Source organism: Pseudomonas sp. EggHat1 (assembly GCF_014892995.1).
Lineage (GTDB): Bacteria > Pseudomonadota > Gammaproteobacteria > Pseudomonadales > Pseudomonadaceae > Aquipseudomonas > Aquipseudomonas chaetocerotis.
In genome coordinates, this window is the sequence record NZ_JACKQK010000011.1 from 111,757 (window position 1) to 128,779 (window position 17,023).

General features: G+C 63.3%; 12 protein-coding genes and 1 pseudogene. 7 read left to right on the forward strand and 6 right to left on the reverse strand.

The features are described from left to right. The first annotated feature begins 417 nt into the window (after window positions 1-417). The 5 genes from INS93_RS17465 (at window position 418) to INS93_RS17485 (ending at window position 7,010) form a co-directional block, all read left to right on the forward strand. Entirely contained in the window at window positions 418-1,371 is a 954-nt protein-coding gene (locus INS93_RS17465; protein ID WP_192984313.1) for a TAXI family TRAP transporter solute-binding subunit, read from the forward strand. 242 nt (window positions 1,372-1,613) lie between these two features. Next, window positions 1,614-3,641 carry a TRAP transporter permease gene (locus tag INS93_RS17470; RefSeq protein WP_192984316.1) on the forward strand — a complete coding sequence of 676 codons (2,028 nt, stop codon included), beginning with the start codon at window positions 1,614-1,616 and terminating at the stop codon, window positions 3,639-3,641. Next, the gene (locus INS93_RS17475) at window positions 3,638-4,045 is read left to right on the forward strand and encodes a DUF1850 domain-containing protein (RefSeq protein WP_192984319.1); all 408 of its coding nucleotides are present in this window, start codon (window positions 3,638-3,640) and stop codon (window positions 4,043-4,045) included. The genes INS93_RS17470 and INS93_RS17475 overlap by 4 nt, the downstream gene beginning before the upstream one ends. A 146-nt stretch (window positions 4,046-4,191) precedes the next feature. Beyond that, complete coding sequence (locus tag INS93_RS17480) at window positions 4,192-4,707, forward strand: DUF3617 domain-containing protein (RefSeq protein WP_192984321.1); 516 nt, start codon at window positions 4,192-4,194, stop codon at window positions 4,705-4,707. Window positions 4,708-4,874: 167 nt separating this feature from the next. Next, window positions 4,875-7,010, forward strand: a complete 2,136-nt coding sequence (locus tag INS93_RS17485; RefSeq protein WP_192984324.1) for a TonB-dependent siderophore receptor — start codon at window positions 4,875-4,877, stop codon at window positions 7,008-7,010. A gap of 24 nt (window positions 7,011-7,034) precedes the next feature. Here INS93_RS17485 and INS93_RS17490 read toward each other — a convergent pair whose 3' ends face one another. Further along, window positions 7,035-7,760: a substrate-binding periplasmic protein gene (locus INS93_RS17490; protein WP_192984327.1), complete on the reverse strand. Its 726-nt coding sequence runs from the start codon at window positions 7,758-7,760 to the stop codon at window positions 7,035-7,037. Window positions 7,761-7,863: 103 nt separating this feature from the next. Beyond that, window positions 7,864-9,309, reverse strand: coding sequence for a cardiolipin synthase (gene cls / locus INS93_RS17495; RefSeq protein WP_192984330.1), 1,446 nt, complete (start codon window positions 9,307-9,309; stop codon window positions 7,864-7,866). Between the two features lie 282 nt (window positions 9,310-9,591). On the opposite strand from cls, the gene INS93_RS17500 reads away from it, so the two are divergent. Continuing rightward, entirely contained in the window at window positions 9,592-11,259 is a 1,668-nt protein-coding gene (locus INS93_RS17500) for a BCCT family transporter (RefSeq protein ID WP_192984333.1), read from the forward strand. Window positions 11,260-11,495: 236 nt separating this feature from the next. Here INS93_RS17500 and INS93_RS17505 read toward each other — a convergent pair whose 3' ends face one another. Continuing rightward, window positions 11,496-12,884: an L-serine ammonia-lyase gene (locus INS93_RS17505; protein ID WP_192984336.1), complete on the reverse strand. Its 1,389-nt coding sequence runs from the start codon at window positions 12,882-12,884 to the stop codon at window positions 11,496-11,498. 183 nt (window positions 12,885-13,067) lie between these two features. Between INS93_RS17505 and INS93_RS17510 the strand changes: the two genes are divergently transcribed. After that, window positions 13,068-13,970 (forward strand): LysR family transcriptional regulator, encoded by a 903-nt coding sequence (locus INS93_RS17510; RefSeq protein WP_192984338.1) that lies wholly within the window; start codon window positions 13,068-13,070, stop codon window positions 13,968-13,970. Window positions 13,971-14,177: 207 nt separating this feature from the next. Here the strand turns inward: INS93_RS17510 and INS93_RS17515 are convergent. The 3 genes and pseudogenes from INS93_RS17515 to INS93_RS17525 all read right to left on the reverse strand — a co-directional run. Then, window positions 14,178-14,336 (reverse strand): annotated as a pseudogene (locus INS93_RS17515) (DUF2986 domain-containing protein); the annotation flags it as partial. 59 nt (window positions 14,337-14,395) lie between these two features. Beyond that, complete coding sequence (locus INS93_RS17520) at window positions 14,396-15,103, reverse strand: 3'-5' exonuclease (protein WP_192984341.1); 708 nt, start codon at window positions 15,101-15,103, stop codon at window positions 14,396-14,398. Continuing rightward, the gene (locus INS93_RS17525) at window positions 15,100-17,019 is read right to left on the reverse strand and encodes a DUF294 nucleotidyltransferase-like domain-containing protein (protein WP_192984343.1); all 1,920 of its coding nucleotides are present in this window, start codon (window positions 17,017-17,019) and stop codon (window positions 15,100-15,102) included. The genes INS93_RS17520 and INS93_RS17525 overlap by 4 nt, the downstream gene beginning before the upstream one ends. Window positions 17,020-17,023: the final 4 nt, after the last annotated feature.

Genomic DNA, 17,023 nt, shown 5'->3' on the forward strand with positions numbered 1-17,023 from the left:
GGAGGTAGTGATCACCTCATTCTCGGATTGCGTCCGTTTACCTGGTAAGCGGATTGTTGCCTATGCTCGCTCGGGTGTAAGCGGTTTCCCGCTCAGTGACCCATGGGTCTATCGATAAAACCCCTCTATCTCGGGCTTTCCAGCCCCTGGCACGGCATCTGCTATGACAGTTGTAGCCGCGCAGCATCTTGCCGACGTGGCGACCATAACAACGACAAGAGGTCAGCCCATGAACTGCCATGTCCCTCGCGCCATGCCGCATTCGCTGCCGTGCATGGGCCTCCGTGCTGCGCCTGCCGCGGCTCTTGTCCGAAGCTGAACCCTGCGCTGCTGATCGCGCAATGTCGGCGCTGCCTGTGCGGCGTCGTCTAGAGTGAAACTCTGCATACAGCCAATAACAACGACGGAGATACTTCCATGCGACTGACCAAGAAACTCAGCCTGTTTGCCGCCGCCGCGGCCATCACTGCCAGCACCGCTGTGCTTGCCGCCCCGACCTTCATCAACGTGCTCACCGGTGGTACCAGCGGTGTGTACTACCCGATTGGCGTGGCCCTTTCGCAGCTCTACAGCAACGGCATCGAGGGCTCCAAGACCTCGGTCCAGGCGACCAAGGCGTCGGTGGAAAACCTCAACCTGCTGCAAGCCGGTCGTGGCGAGCTGGCTTTCGCTCTGGGCGACTCGGTAGCCGATGCCTGGAACGGCGTCGAAGACGCTGGCTTCAAGGCGCCGCTGAAGAAAATCCGCGCCATTGCCGGTACCTACCCGAACTACATCCAGATCGTTGCCAACGCCGAATCCGGCATCAAGACCCTGGAAGACCTCAAGGGCAAGCGCATCTCCGTCGGCGCGCCGAAGTCCGGTACCGAGCTCAACGCTCGCGCCATCTTCAAAGCGGCTGGCCTGACCTACGAGGACATGGGCAAGGTCGAATTCCTGCCGTACGCCGAGTCGGTCGAGCTGATCAAGAACCGCCAGCTGGACGCCACCCTGCAGTCCTCCGGTCTGGGCATGGCCGCCATTCGTGACCTGGCTTCGACCATGAAGATCAGCTTCGTTGCCATCCCGACCGAAGTGACTACCAAGATCGACAACGCTGCCTACCAGGCTGCCACCATCCCGGCCGGTACCTACGATGGCCAGGACGCCGACGTACCTACCGTCGCCATCACCAACATCCTGGTCAGCCATGAAGGCGTTTCCGACGAAGTGGCCTACCAGATGACCAAACTGATGTTCGACAACCTCGACCGCCTGGGCACCGCTCACTCTGCGGCCAAGGACATCAAGCTGGAAACCGCTACCAAGAACTTGCCGATCCCGCTGCACCCGGGTGCCGAGCGCTTCTACAAGGAAGCCGGCGCGCTGTAATGCCGGTTCAGGCCGCGGCATGGGTCGCGGCCTGCCTGCTCTGCATCCACGCCAACTCTGCTCTTGTAGGAGCGGCTTCAGCCGCGATGTTCGCGAGAAAATCGCGGATAAATCCGCTCCTACAGCGCAAAGGTTGGAACGGACAGAACCCCCAGAATCGCGAATAAAACCGGCGTTCATGGACGGTGGGTTTTGTTGGCGACTCTGTCCCCGTATCGAAGTAGTCATGAGGTTTGCACTCCATGAGTGAACAAAACAACGGCCTGGCTGCCAGCCCGTCCGACTGGCCGAAGGCGCTCTTTGCCGTCGCCCTGCTGTTTTCCATCTTCCAGATCATCACCGCAGCCTTTCACCCGGTGTCGACCCAGGTGCTGCGTGCGGTGCACGTCGGCTTCCTGCTGCTGCTGGTGTTCATCAGCTTCCCGGCGCTCGGCAAGGGTCGTCCGTGGCAGCCCATGGCCTGGCTGCTGGGCCTGGCCGGCATGGCCACGGCGATCTATCAGTGGTACTTCGAGGCGGATCTGATCCAGCGCTCGGGCGACCTGACCACCGGCGACATGGTCATCGGCCTGATCCTGATCGCGCTGGTGTTCGAAGCGGCCCGCCGGGTCATGGGCATCGCCTTGCCGATCATCTGCGCGCTGTTCCTCGCCTACGGCATGCTCGGCCAGTATCTGCCGGGCGAGCTGATGCATCGCGGTTACGGCCTCGACCAGATCGTCAACCAGCTGTCGTTCGGCACCGAAGGCCTGTACGGCACGCCGACATATGTGTCGGCGACCTACATCTTCCTGTTCATCCTGTTTGGCGCCTTTCTCGAGCAGGCCGGGATGATCAAGCTATTCACCGATTTCGCCATGGGCCTGTTCGGCCACAAGGTCGGCGGCCCGGCCAAGGTGTCGGTGGTGTCCTCGGCGCTGATGGGCACCATCACCGGCTCCGGCGTCGCCAACGTGGTCACTACCGGCCAGTTCACCATCCCGCTGATGAAGCGTTTCGGCTACCGTTCGGCCTTCGCCGGTGGCGTCGAGGCGACTGCGTCGATGGGCAGCCAGATCATGCCGCCGATCATGGGCGCTGTGGCCTTCATCATGGCCGAGACCATCAACGTGCCCTTCTTCGAAGTGGCCAAGGCCGCGCTGATCCCGGCGTTGCTGTACTTCGGCTCGGTGTTCTGGATGGTTCACCTGGAGGCCAAGCGCGCCAACCTGCGCGGCCTGCCCAAGGAGGAATGCCCGAACCCGTGGAAGGCCGTGCGCGAGCGCTGGTTCCTGCTGATCCCGCTGTTCATCCTCATCTACCTGCTGTTCTCCGGTCGTACCCCGCTGTTCTCCGGTACCGTCGGCCTGGCCCTGACCGCGATGGTCATCCTTGGCTCGGCGATCATCCTGCAGGTTTCGTCCAAGGCCATGCGCTTCGCCTTCTGGATCGCCCTCGGCGTGCTCTGCGCCGGCTTCTTCCGGCTCGGTATCGGCGTGGTGTTCGGCGTTATCGCCCTGCTGGTGGCGATCTGCTGGTTCGTAAAGGGCGGCCGCGAAACCCTGACCCTGTGCCTGCACGCGCTGGTCGAGGGCGCGCGTCATGCCGTGCCGGTGGGCATCGCCTGTGCCCTGGTTGGTGTGATCATCGGTGTGGTATCGCTGACCGGGGTGGCGTCCACCTTCGCCGGTTACATCCTCGCCATCGGCCAGGACAACCTGTTCCTGTCGCTGGTGCTGACCATGCTCACCTGCCTGGTGCTGGGCATGGGTATCCCGACCATCCCCAACTACATCATCACCAGCTCGATTGCTGCGCCGGCGCTGCTGGAACTGGGCGTGCCGCTGATCGTTTCGCACATGTTCGTCTTCTACTTCGGCATCATGGCCGACCTCACGCCGCCGGTAGCGCTGGCCTGCTTCGCCGCAGCGCCCATCGCCAAGGAGCGTGGTCTGAAGATCAGCCTGTGGGCCGTACGCATCGCGGTGGCTGGCTTCGTCGTGCCCTTCATGGCGGTCTACTCGCCGGCGTTGATGCTGCAGGGCGATAGCCTGCTGGCGACCGCCTACGTCGGCCTCAAGGCGATGCTGGCCATCGGTATCTGGGGTGCAGTGTTCACCGGCTACCTGCAGGCCAAGTTGACCTGGTGGGAGCGCATTCTGGGTCTGGCCGCTGGCGCCAGCCTGATTCTCGCCACCCCGGTCAGTGACGAAATCGGCTTCGTACTCAGCGCCATTTTCATCGCTCAGCACGTCTGGCGCGCCCGCCGTGCCGAGGCAGCGACAGCGTGATCGGTCTGTGCCTGGGGTTGGCTGGCGCGGTATGGGCAGAGTTGCCCACACCGGCCTTCACCCTGGCCTGGACCCACACCATCGAGAAGATTCGCTGGGAAGAGGATTACCGCGTCACCGCCGAGGGTCTGGTTCTCGGTGAGGCGCGAGTCAAGGGTTCCGGCGCCGGAATGGAAATTCCCGACGGCGCCGAACTGCGCAATGGCAGCTGGCACTACCAGCGTCAGCTACCGCCTTTGCAACCCCTGCGAGTCGGGCGTACGCCTGAAGCCGGGGATTACCAACTGTGTTTCAACCAGCGTTGTCGCCCTATGAGCGACTGGCTCGGCCCGCCACAAGCGAGCCAGCCGGCGTTGGAACTCTGGAGCTGCGAGCTGAGCTCCCCCGCGTCTGACGCGGGTTAGGTTCGCCAGCGCGAACCCATGCTCCCGGCGCCACAAGTGCTGGTGGAAAGAAAGAAGAGAACCCCCATGCGGCGCAGGTCGGTGGGGGTTTTGTTCGTCCGGTGCGCAGCGACTAGGCTTTACGGACCACCGTCAGGAGCATCGTCATGCGCCCCATACCCCGTTTCGCCCTGCCTCTCGCCCTCTGCCTGTTGCCGACTTCGGCCAGTGCCCTGGATATGCTGCCTGGCGTCTGGGAAGTCAGCACGGACAGCATGCAGGTTGGTGGTCAGATCGTCCCCGGCACGCGGGAGATGTTGGAACAGTTGCAGAGTTTGCCACCCGATAGCCGTCAGAGGGCGGAGGCCGGGTTCGCCAAACAGGGGTTCAAGCTGGTTGCTGGCGGGATGCAGAGGTGTCTGACTGCGGAGCAGATCGAGGCCCAGGACATCCCCTTGTACGCCCCCAAGTCAGGCTGCAGTTATGAAACGCTCGAGCGCAGCGCGACACTGTGGAAATTCAGCTTCGTCTGCCACGAATCCCAGGGCGAAGGCGAGATCCTTTTCGCCAGCGATAAGGCATTCACCATCCAGACCCGCGGCACCTATAGTCGCCAGCCCTTCAGCATGGAAGGACGCGCGCGCTGGGTGAGCGCGGACTGCAGCAGCTTGGGCGGGCAATGAGCTTAAGGTTTAATGTAAATAATTCGCATTGACGAGGCGAGTGTTCTGTTGCGAGAATTCTGTAGATAAGAATTTGCATTTGCATTCACGTGAATGTACTGCCAGGGAGGCGTTCGGCTGCGAAGGGACTGCCAGCGGCTATCGACAGCGCATCAGGAGACCGTCCCTTGTTCAGCAGAAAAACCCACCTGGCCGTGGCAATCGCGGCCGCCTGCAGTTTCAATCAAACCATGGCCGCCGAGCAGGAGCAGCTCGAACTCGATGCCCAGACCGTGGTTGGCAGCAGTGCGGTGGACGAGGTCGATAGCTACAAATCCAGCCCTAGCAGCGCTGCGACCAAGCTCGACCTGACCCCACGACAGACGCCACAATCGATCTCCACCTTGAGTGGCGCTCAACTGCGCGACTTCAAGCTCACCAGCGTCAATGACGCGCTCAAAGCTGTGCCGGGCGTGCAGGTGCAGGAAGTCGAGACGGATCGCACCTACTACACCGCCCGCGGCTTCGACATCACCAACTTCCAGTACGACGGTATCTCCGTGCCGTTCGTCTACGGTAACGTCGAGGGCGATCTGGATACCGCCATGTACGAGCGTGTGGAAGTCATTCGCGGCGCCAACGGCCTGATTTCCGGCACTGGTAACCCGTCGGCGACCGTCAATTTCGTGCGCAAGCGGCCAACCGCCATGCCCCAGGCGCGCGTGGACCTGACAGCCGGTTCCTGGGACAAGCGCCGTATCGATACTGACGTATCCGGCGCGCTCAATGATGCCGGCACGGTGCGTGGACGTGTGGTGTACGCCAACGAAAACAAGAACTCCTACCTCGATCGCTATTCGCGCGAGAAGAACATGTTCCATGGCGTGGTGGAGTTCGATCTGGACGACCGCACCGTCTTCACCCTCGGCCACACCCTGCAGACCAGCGACGCCAATTCGCCGATGTGGGGAGCGTTACCGCTGGTCTATCAGGACGGCGGCAAGACCCACTATTCGCGCTCTACCAGCACCTCCACCGACTGGGCTTACTGGGACAACCAGGAAAACCGCACCTTCGCCGAGCTTGCGCATACCTTCGACAACGGCTGGCAGGCCAAGACCGTGGTCACCCATGTGGAGAAGAAAAGCGATGGCTCGATGTTCTACGTCTACGGCACACCCAATCGCACGACTGGTGCCGGTCTGTACTCCTATCCGTCCGAGTACAGCGAGAAGAACAAACAGCTGATCGTCGATGTGCAGGCTAGCGGCCCGTTCAGCTTTGCCGGGCGCCAGCACGAGGCTGCAGTGGGTGGCAGTTGGTCGCGCTCCGAGTTGGAGGACTTGTCCTGGTATGACTTGAGTACCGGCACCATGCTGCCGCCGCTGGAGCAGTGGAGTGGTGACTACCCGAAGCCGCGTAATGACAATGGCAGCGCCGGCAGTGATTTCACTGATCGTATGAAGAGCGTATACGGTGCTGCCCGTTGGAGCCTGACCGACGACTTGAGCCTGATCACCGGTGCTCGGGTGATCGATGTGAAGAGCGATGGCACCAACTACGGTCTGGCCAAGTCGTCGAAGAACAGTGGCAAGGTCGTGCCCTATGCCGGCGTGGTCTATGACCTCAACGAGCAGTACTCGGTCTACGCCAGCTACACCGAAATCTTCACTCCGCAGACCAAGACCGACTTGACGGGTTCGCGTCTGGCGCCATTGGAGGGAGTGAACTACGAAGCCGGGATCAAGGGCGAATTGTTCGACGACAAGGTCAACCTTTCCCTGGCGGTGTTTCGTACCGAGCAGGACAACTTCGCCGAGCAGGCTGGTATGCGAGGTTCGGTCGCCTACTACCGCGCCATGGAAGGCCTGACCAGTGAAGGCTACGAGCTGGAGTTCTCCGGTGAACCGCTGGACGGCCTGCAGCTCAGCGCTGGCTACACCTTCGTCGATATCACCAATGCCGACGGCGGGCATGCCGTGACCTACTCGCCCAAACACATGATCAAGGCGGCCGCTACCTACCGTATCCCGGGGATGGAGAAGCTCAAGGTCGGTGCCGCAGTGCGCTGGCAGGACGATATCAAGATCGCCGTGCCGCTGACTGCCGACGACGGTTTCACGTCTATCGGCACTGCCGATGCCAGGCAGGACGCCTACGCCGTGGTCGATCTGATGGCCAGCTACGACATCGACCCGAACTGGAGCGTGTCGGCCAACCTCAACAACCTCACCGACGAAAAGTACCTGAGCAGCCTGTACTGGACTCAGGCCTACTACGGCGCTCCGCGTAATGCCAGCATGAGCGTCAGTTGGAAGTACTGAGCCGCGGCCGCGCCACGGGCCGACTCACAGCCCGTGGCGACGGCGGATTTCTCCGACCAGTTCGGCTCGCTCTTCGAGAAAACGGTTGAACGCCTCGATCAGTTGCGGGTGGTGGATGCTCGACAGGTAGTAGTGATCTTCCACGTGCGGCAGCTCTGGGTCGAACACCAGGCTGTCGGCGGCCATGCGCATCTGCCTGAGTTGGTGAGCCACTACCCTGGGGTTGAGGTAGACCCCGTCGACGCGGTCGCTGCCTGCCATGCGCAGCAACGAGTCGATCTGATTGGCCTGGATCAGGCGGATTTTTCCGGCACGAATGTCCTGTAGATAGGGCCAGGGAGTAAAGCCGTTCTGCGTGCCGAGCAATTCGATACGCTGCTGGCCCTGGCCGAGGTGCTGCGGCTTGACCAGGATGCCGTCTATGTAGGGCGCAGCCGGGGCGCTGTAGTGGATGCGCTGGCCTGCTTTCTGGTCGGCGTTCCATTGCGGGTGGTCGGGGAACTTGAGGTCGACCCGGCCGGACAGAAAATCACCGAGCAGGCGCCTCACCGGTAGCGGCGAGTAGATGAAGCGGTAGCCGTACTCGGCGGCGAAAGCGTCCAGCAAATCGCGTGCATAGCCACGGTATTCGCCGTTCTCCACATCCGAATAAGGCTGATAGGGCTGCAGTTCGACACCGACGTGAATTTCCTCCTGCGCCGGAGCGGGCAGGATGAACAGGCAGAGCAGCAGGGCAAAGCATCTGGTCATGGCGGGCAGATTCTCGCTGACAGCTAACAGCGGCTGGCCTGGTAACCATAGCCGTGCCTCAGAGCCTGTTCAAAGTCTTGCAGGCATCAGGTCGGCGCAACTCTCAGAGAATCGGCGAGATCAGCCGTGCGACGCGCATGCCGAGTCGCTGTAGACGGTGCAGGTTGCGCCGGTCGGCGTTGACCAGTTCGCGTGAGCGGCTGAAGTCTTCTTCCAGCATGTTCGCCACCTGGGCGTTGAAGCCTTCGTCGAAGGTCAGCAGGCTGGCCTCGAAGTTCAGGCGGAACGAGCGGTTGTCCAGGTTGGCGCTGCCCAGCATGCTGACGTCTTGGTCTATCAACAGCGCCTTCTGGTGTAGGAACCCCGGTTGGTAACGGAAGATGCGCACGCCAGCGCGCAGCGCTTCGAAGGCATACAGGCTGGAGGCGGCGTAGACGATGCGGTGGTCAGGGCGCGACGGTAGCAGCAGGCGCACGTCCACGCCGCGCATCACCGCCAGGCGCAGGGCGGCGAACAGCGCCTCGTCGGGCACGAAGTAGGGGCTGCTCAGCCACACCCGTTCGCGCGCCGCGTGAATCGCTTCGACGAACAGCAGCGAGCAGGTTTCCTGCGGGTCGGCCGGACCGCTGGCGATCACCTGGCAGAGCAGGCCGGGCTCATCCTGCTTTCTCGGCATCAGCAGCGGCGGCAGCTTCTGGCAGGCCCAGTACCAGTCCTCGGCGAAGGCTTCCTGCAGGCTGGCCACCACCGGGCCGCGTACTTCGACGTGAGTGTCGCGCCAGGGTGCCAGCGGTGGCTTCTGCCCGAGGTATTCGATGCCGACGTTGAGCCCGCCGAGAAAGCCGATCTCGCCGTCGACCACGACGATCTTGCGGTGGTTACGAAAATTCAGCTGAAAGCGGTTGAACAGACCGGAGCGAGTGGGGAAGGCGTGCACCTGCACACCGCCGCGGCGCAGGCGGTCGATGAAGGCGGCGGACAGCGAATGGCTGCCGACGCCGTCGTACAGCACGTGCACCTGCACGCCGGCGGCTGCGCGCTCCAGCAGGACGTCGTGCAGGCGTCGGCCGAGGCTGTCGTCACGGATGATGAAAAATTGCAGCAGGATCACCTGCTGGGCGCTGGCCAGGGCTGCGAAGATCGCTGCGAAGGTGGCCTCGCCATCGATCAGCAGTTCGACGCGGTTGCCGGTCAGGCCGGGTAGATGCGACAGACGTGGCAACGCGCGCAGGCGGTCGTAGGCCGGCGACAGGTGCGCTGCCTTGGCTTCCTCGACCCAGGGACGCCAGTCCTGCTCGGCCATGGCGTGGTGCATTTCCTTGTCGGCCTGGCGCCGTGCCTTGACGTAGGCATCGAAGCGGCTGCGGCCGAACACCAGATACGGCAGCAGCGTCAGGTAGGGCATGAAGAATAACGATAACCCCCAGGCCAGCGCGCCCTGGGCGGTGCGCACGGTCAGCACGGCGTGGATCGCGGCCAGTACGCCAAGGGCGTGGATGGTAGCGATCAGGTACGCGAACAGATGGGGGATGCCGAAATCCGCAGGCATGCAGGGTCTTCCTTTGCACAGGCTGTGTGCAGCTGACCACGGGGGTTGCGCAGCGTTCGCAAGCATCCTGCCATGGGCATCTCGAGAATGGCAGTGTCGGGCAAATTGCCACCTTTCGAGGAATTATTCGAGACTTTCATGTGTCTGTGAGTCTGAGTGAGCGGAATTCATGTGTTACCCTTTTCGGTTCGACCCGTTTGCAGGTCGTCTTTAATTGGAGGAGGGCATCCGTCCTGTTCACGCTCGTCTAGCGAGTCAAACGCATCAAGGAGCACGCCAAGTATGGGAAACGTCCCTTCGCATGACACGACCCCGCCACCCGTAGCGGAAACCCACGAAGGCATCCCGGCACCGACCGGTGAAGCCAACCTGATCGACACCGATTACGTCATCGGTCAGGACAACATCAAAGGGCAATTCGTCTTCGCCCTCGACATTCATGGCAAGGTCTTCACCATCTCCGCGCTGGTCGCGGTGATCTTCGTGATCCTCGCCCTGGCCCTGCAGAACCAGATCGAACCACTGTTCAGCGGTGTGCGCGACTGGCTCACCCACCACATGGCCTGGTTCTTTATCGGCGCCGCCAACATCTTCGTCCTGCTGTGCCTGGGCTTGATCGTCTCGCCGTTGGGCAAGGTGCGCATCGGCGGCAAGGACGCGACCCCCGACTACACCTACATGGGCTGGTTCTCCATGCTGTTCGCCGCCGGTATGGGCATCGGCCTGATGTTCTACGGCGTATCCGAACCCATGTCGCACTACAGCTCGGCGATGGGTGGCATCACTGTTGGTGAGGACGGCGTGCGTACCGACTGGGCACCGCTTGGCGGCGCCGCCGGCAACGCCGAGGAAGCCGTGCGCCTGGGTATGGCCGCGACCATCTTCCACTGGGGCCTGCACCCCTGGGCGATCTACGCCATCGTCGCGCTGGCACTGGCGCTGTTCTCGTTCAACAAGGGCCTGCCGCTGTCGATCCGTTCGATCTTCTACCCGATCCTCGGTGAGCGCGTCTGGGGCTGGCCGGGACACATCGTCGATATCCTCGCAGTGTTCGCCACCCTGTTCGGTCTGGTCACTTCGTTGGGGTTGGGCGCGGAGCAGGCGGCGGCGGGTGTGGAGTACCTGTTCGGCATTCCGGCCACGGACACCACCAAGGTACTACTGATCGTCGCCATCACCCTGATCGCTCTGGCCTCGGTGGTCGCCGGCCTCGACAAGGGCGTCAAGCGCCTGTCGGAGATCAACATGGGCCTGGCCATGGCCCTGCTGCTGTTCATCATCATCGCCGGGCCGACCGTGGTGATCTTCACCGACTTCTTCAAGAACCTCGGCGCTTACCTGCAGTACCTGCCGGCGCTGTCCAACCCGGTCGGCCGTGAAGACGCCAACTTCAGCCAGGGCTGGACCGCCTTCTACTGGGCCTGGTGGATCAGCTGGTCGCCGTTCGTAGGCATGTTCATCGCCCGCGTCAGCCGTGGCCGCAGTGTGCGTGAATTCCTCGTTGCCGTACTGCTGGTGCCGTCGCTGGTCTCGGTGCTGTGGATGACCGCCTTTGGTGGCACTGCCATCAACCAGCTGCTGGTCGATGGTTTCACCGGTGCGCAGGACGCCGGCCTGGAGCTGAAACTGTTCAGCATGCTCGGCGAGATGCCACTGACCGGCATCACCTCGTTCATCGGCATCGTGCTGGTGGTGGTGTTCTTCATCACCTCGTCGGACTCCGGATCCTTGGTGATCGACACCATCACCGCTGGCGGCAAGGTCAATGCACCGGTACCGCAGCGTGTATTCTGGGCCAGCATCGAAGGCGTCATTGCCATCGCCCTGCTGCTCGGCGGTGGCCTGGTGGCGCTGCAGGCCATGGCCGTGTCGACGGGCCTGCCGTTCACCATCGTGCTGCTGGTGGGCTGTATTTCCATCGTCAAAGGGCTGATGAGCGAACCGCGTTAGGAATGATCTGAGAAAGCCATCTATCGTCACTCCCGCGAAGGCGGGAGCCCAGATGATTCGTAGGTTCTGGATGCCCGCCTGTGCGGGCATGACGGCTTTTTCAGTGTTTCCTTAGAAAATACGCAGATCGCTCCCCTCTCCCATTGATGGGAGAGGGGCTTATCGCCCCCGGCCACAAACGAAAACGCCGCGAACCTGTCAGGGCTCGCGGCGTTCTCGCATCTGGCGAGAGTGCATCAGCACTCGATGATGTTCACCGCCAGGCCGCCACGGGCGGTTTCCTTGTATTTGGTCAGCATGTCCGCGCCGGTCTCGCGCATGGTCTTGATCACCTTGTCCAGGCTCACGTAGTGCGAGCCGTCACCGTACAGCGCCATGCGCGCGGCATTGATGGCCTTGACCGAGGCGATGGCGTTGCGCTCGATGCAGGGGATCTGCACCAGGCCGCCGACTGGGTCGCAGGTCAGGCCCAGGTGGTGCTCCATGCCGATCTCGGCAGCGTTCTCGACTTGCTCCGGGGTGCCGCCAAGTACCGCGCACAGCGCGCCGGCCGCCATCGAACATGCCACGCCGACTTCACCCTGGCAGCCGACTTCGGCACCACTGATCGAGGCGTTTTCCTTGTAGAGGATGCCGATGGCGCCGGCGGTCAGCAGAAAGTCGATGATGCCGCGCTCGCTGGCGCCGGAAATGGCGTTGGCGTAGTAGTGCAGCACCGCCGGGATGATGCCCGCGGCGCCGTTGGTCGGTGCCGTCACCACGCGGCCACCGGCGGCGTTCTCCTCGTTCACCGCCAGGGCCCAGAGGTTGACCCAGTCGAGCATGCGCAGCGGGTCTTCCAGGTAGCTGCGCTGGAAGCCGCCCAGCTTGCGCGCCAGGATCGCGGCGCGGCGGCGCACCTTGAAGCCGCCCGGCAGGATGCCCTCGGTGCGGCAGCCACGGTCGACGCAGGCCTGCATCACCTTCCAGATTTCCAGCAGGCCGGCATCGGTCTGTTCGTCGCTGCGCCAGTGACGTTCGTTGCGACGCATCACCTCGGCAATGCCGATACCGTTCTCGCGGGACAGGCGCAACAGGTCGGCGCCACTGCTGAACGGCAGCGGCAGGCTGGTGGCGTCCGGGGCGATGACCTTGTGCTTGGAGCCGTCGGCAAGGATCGCCTCGCTGACCACGAAGCCGCCGCCCACCGAGTAATAGGTGGCCTCGTGCACCTGGATGCCGGCGGCATCGAAGGCGGCGAAGCGCAGGCCGTTGGCGTGCAGCGGCAGCGCCTTGCGGAACATCTTCAGGTCGGCCTTCTCGTCGAAGGCGACGGCGTGCTTGCCGGCCAGGACGATGCGCTTGTCGCGGCGGATGGCCTCGATGTAGCCGGGCACCTGGTCCACGTCGACGGTGTCCGGCTCGTAGCCGCTGAGGCCGAGCAACACTGCCTTGTCACTGCCGTGGCCCTTGCCGGTGGCGCCCAGCGAGCCGTACAGCTCGGCGGCGATACGGGTCACCTGCGGCATGTGGCCGTGGTTCTCCAGGGCGTGGGTGAACAGCGCGGCCGCGCGCATCGGGCCGACGGTGTGTGAGCTGGAGGGGCCGATACCGACTTTGAACAGGTCGAAAACGCTGATAGCCATGGCGAGATTCTTCTTCTGTGGGCACGGCTGAAAACCGGGTTTTCAGCGATGCCTGTATGTGGGTGAACCACGCGCCCGGTTCAGCGCGTGTGGATATCTCTATCTAAGGCCGGCCATATCATTATGTATACTGATTTATTTTTAACCTATTCGTTAGCGACCCTTAACTATTGAGATCGCGCCATGGACATCACCCGCCTGCGCACCCTGCGTGAACTGGCCCGCTGCCGCACCATGGCGGCCGCCGCCGAGTCGCTGCACCTGACGCCTTCGGCGGTTTCGCAGCAGGTTGCCCAGCTCGAACGCGAAGCGGATATGGCGCTGATCGAACGGCGTGGTCGCGGCGTGGTGCTTACCCCGGCTGGCGAGCGACTGGTGGCGCATGCCGAACGCATCCTCATGGTGCTCGACGAAGCGCGCTCGGAGCTGGCGCTGCTGCGTGGGGAAATCGCCGGTGAGCTGCGTGTGGCGGCTTTCCCCTCGATCGCCGTGGCGGTGATAGCGGAAACCGTGCGTGCGCTGCGCAGCGCCTACCCTCGGCTGAACGTGGTGGTGTTGGAGCTGGAACCACAGGAAAGCCTCAGTGCTCTCGGCGCCTGGCAGATAGACGTAGCAGTGATCGACGACCTGGCCGTGCAGCCCGACGAGAACCGCGAGAACTACGCGCTGATTCCCCTGACCCAGGATCTGCTGCACGTCCTGCTGCCCATCGACCATGCACTGGCCAGGCGCGACAGCCTGACCATCGCCGAGCTGCGCGACGAAGCCTGGGCGCTGGACTCCACTGGCAGCTCGTTCGGCGAATTCATCACCAACCTGTGCCGCCGCTCGGGCTATGCGCCGCGCATCAACGCCCACTGCGCCGGCTTCGAGATGGTCGCGGCCATGGTCGCCTCGGGCAACTCCATCTCCATCGTCTCCGGCCTGCGCCTGGTGCGTCCATTGCCTGGCGTCACCGCCGTACCTTTGCTGCCGGATATCCAGCGCGGCGTTTTCCTCGCCTACCGCAAGGGCGAGCGTGATCATCCGGCGGTCAACGTGTTTCTCGACGAGGCGGTGTACACCGCCGACAAAGTCCTCGGCTAACCCCATCCCGCTTCAGCCGCGAGACTTTGGCTCCCCAGGAGCCAGGGGAGAAGGCACTTTTCGGTTGTAGGTCTGCTAGAGGCCCGTCTGACGGTGGATAAGCTTCGCGTTATCCACCCTACGCCCGAAAGTTCGAATGCGTCTTCACGTAGGGTGGATGACGCTTTTTTCATCCACCGGTTGTGCGCTGCATATACGGTCTACTGACTCAATGGACGTGACGGGCTCTTGAGTCGCTTCAGCCTCCAACTTCGCCCTGTCAGCTTTGCTGATGTACCTGGGTTTGTTGCTTTTGGGCGCGAGCTTGGCATTGGCCTTCTTGGCGTGGGCTTCGAGTAGTTGTTTTATCTTTTTGCGGCGATTCATGGGTGTGTCTGCGCTGTCTTGATTCGAGAGTACCGACGCGTTGCGCGGGAGGCTGGAGTTTAGCTCCAGAGCGCGCTGATCGGCGTATGCGCCGGATAGTGCCTCGCCACCTGTGCCTGCAGCAGTTCTCCACAAGCCAGCGCATCGGTCAGTGCATGGTGCGCCGAGTACAGCGGCAGGCCGTAGCGCAGGCGGCTGTCGGCCAGGCGGATGGAGAGGGGCTCGCGGCCGCGCAGGCGGTCCCACCAGCTCAAGGTGCGCTTGGGGTGCAGGCGGGCTTCCAGTTCCATGGTGTCGATGATGGGGAAGACCAGGCCTTCGCCCAGGTGCTGGCGCACGGCCTGGTCGAGGAAGCTGCGCTCGATATTGCGGTAGTGCGCTACCACCACTTTGCCGGCCATTGCTTCGAGCAACTCGTCCAGCACGCTGGCCAGACGCGGGGCGTGGCGGATGTCGCTGTGGGTGATGTGGTGGAAGGTGACCGATTCAGCGTTCAGCTCGCCGGTGGGCTTGACCACCCAGTAGCGCGCCTCGCTGCAGCGGATGCGTTGCAGGCTCAGCGGCACCAGACCAAGGCTGACGATGGCGTTTTCGCGTGGGTCGAGGCCGGTGGTTTCCACGTCCAGTGCCACCAGCGGGACATCCTCCAGAGGCGTATCAGCCGCGACGCAGCCGGCACCGTAGTAGGTACGCAGGCGCGGATCGCGGCTGCTTTCAGCGAGGCTGGCGAACAGTTGTGGCCAATCCTGAGCCGCGCGCTCGCTCATCGCGGACGACCCGCCGCTTGCGCGGGATAGCGAAAGCGCAGGAATTTCTGCGCGTTGCTGATCACCTGGAAGGCTTCCTTGAGGTGCTGGCGTTCGCTGGCGCTGAACTGTTCCGGCTCGATGTAGTTGCTCGGCGCGTTGCCGGCCTCGACTTCACGGGCCTGGTGGCGCACGCGCACCAGGCTGAGGAACTCGAAGGCGTAGCGCAGGTGCTCCAGCGCCTCCTTGGGCAGCAGCTTGGTGGCGGCGATGGCGTCGAGGCGATCCAGCGAGTTCTGCGCCTTGGAGCCGCAGGCCAGGGCGTGCACGCGGATCAGGTCGGTGAGCGGCGCGGTGCCCCGGCCCTTGAGGTTGATGATGTTGCGGTGGCGGCCGTCGGTCTCCATCATGAAGGTGCGGAAGAAGCCCAGCGGTGGCGTGCGGTTGAGCGCGTTACGCGCCAGCGCGGCGAGGAAGGCGGGGCTGGCGCTGGCCTTCTGTGCCAGCAGGTCCTTGAGGTTTTCCACCAGCTCGGTTTCGCCGTAGAGGCCATCGAGGTCGAAGAAGATGCTGGCGTTGAGCAGGGTTTCCGGGTTGGGCCGCTCGATCCATTCGCTGAAGTATTGCCGCCACACTTTCAGCGGCTGCCGCCACCTGGGGTTGGTGGCCATGATGCCGCCCTTGCAGTAGCTGTAGCCGCAGGCGGCCAGACCGTCGCTGACGAACTGCGCCAGTTCGGCGAAGTAGGCGTCGTGTTCGTCCGCATCGAAGCCGTCGTCGAGCACCAGGGCGTTGTCCTGGTCGGTGAGCAGCAGTTGCTCGTCACGGGCCATGGAGCCAGCGACCATGAAGCAGTAGGGCACCGGCGGCGGGCCGAGTTTCTGTTCGGCCAGCTCCAGCAGGCGCTGGCTGAAGGCACGACCGATTCCGCTCATGGCGCTGCCGACCATGTGTGCGCTGGCGTCGTCGGCGACCATGCGCACGAAGGTGGCGCGCAGGTCCGGCAGCAGGCTCTTGAGCCCCTCCACCGAGGTCTTGTTGAAGATGCCGTTGACCAGATACAGGCTGCTGCGCGACTCGTAGCGGATGATGTCGGCCAGCGCCACCACGCCCACCGGGCGGCGGCGATGCAGCACCGGTAGATGGTGGATGTTGTTGCGCAGCATGCACAGCATGGCCTCGAACACCGAGTCGTCGGCCTGCAGGGTGATGGGGTTGGGCGTCATGATCTGGCTGACCGGGGTGTCGCTGGGCAGGCCGGCGGCAACCACGCGGGTACGCAGGTCGCGGTCGGTGAGGATGCCGGCCATCACCTGGGTCTGTTGTTCGGCCACGTCCACCTGGTGCGGGTCGGGCCAGCGCGTACCGGGATCGACGACGATGACCGAGGACACACTGTGCTCGGTCATCACCTGCGCCACCTGCTGGATCGGCGTATCCAGTGGCACGCTGACCGCGCCACGCGAGATCAGCTTGCGCACCTTGATCTTCATCAGCTCGCTGGCCTTGCCGTGGCTGTCTTCAAGGGCGGACTTGAGCCGCGACTGACCTTCGGCCTCGACGAAGTCGGCGAAGCTGTCGAACTGCTCGCAGAGCTGATGGAACAGCGTGTCGGGGATGAAGTAGATCAGGCAATCTTCCAGCGCGGTGGCGCCCAGGCGCACCTTGTTGCCGCGCAGCAGGCCGGCCTGGCCGAAGATGTCGCCCTCGGTCAGGCGGTTGTGCAGCTCGCCGCCACGCCTGTGGATTTCCACAGCGCCGCTGCGTACGTAGTGCAACTCGTGGATCGGCGCACCGACGGCGAGGATTTCGCTACCGGCCTTGAAGTAGCCCACTTGCACCTGGCGGGCGATCTCGTCGAGAGTCTGCTCCGGCAGATTATCGAAAGGGGCGAAGCGATTCAGGTGGTCGCGGATCTCGATCAACTCGATCTGCATGCGG

Coding starts and splice junctions, on each gene's coding strand:
- INS93_RS17465 (WP_192984313.1), top strand. CDS start 418: ATGCGACTGACCAAGAAACTCAGCCTGTTTGCCGCCGCCGCGGCCATC.
- INS93_RS17470 (WP_192984316.1), top strand. CDS start 1,614: ATGAGTGAACAAAACAACGGCCTGGCTGCCAGCCCGTCCGACTGGCCG.
- INS93_RS17480 (WP_192984321.1), top strand. CDS start 4,192: ATGCGCCCCATACCCCGTTTCGCCCTGCCTCTCGCCCTCTGCCTGTTG.
- INS93_RS17490 (WP_192984327.1), bottom strand. CDS start 7,760: ATGACCAGATGCTTTGCCCTGCTGCTCTGCCTGTTCATCCTGCCCGCT.
- cls (WP_192984330.1), bottom strand. CDS start 9,309: ATGCCTGCGGATTTCGGCATCCCCCATCTGTTCGCGTACCTGATCGCT.
- INS93_RS17500 (WP_192984333.1), top strand. CDS start 9,592: ATGGGAAACGTCCCTTCGCATGACACGACCCCGCCACCCGTAGCGGAA.
- INS93_RS17505 (WP_192984336.1), bottom strand. CDS start 12,884: ATGGCTATCAGCGTTTTCGACCTGTTCAAAGTCGGTATCGGCCCCTCC.
- INS93_RS17510 (WP_192984338.1), top strand. CDS start 13,068: ATGGACATCACCCGCCTGCGCACCCTGCGTGAACTGGCCCGCTGCCGC.
- INS93_RS17520 (WP_192984341.1), bottom strand. CDS start 15,103: ATGAGCGAGCGCGCGGCTCAGGATTGGCCACAACTGTTCGCCAGCCTC.
- INS93_RS17525 (WP_192984343.1), bottom strand. CDS start 17,019: ATGCAGATCGAGTTGATCGAGATCCGCGACCACCTGAATCGCTTCGCC.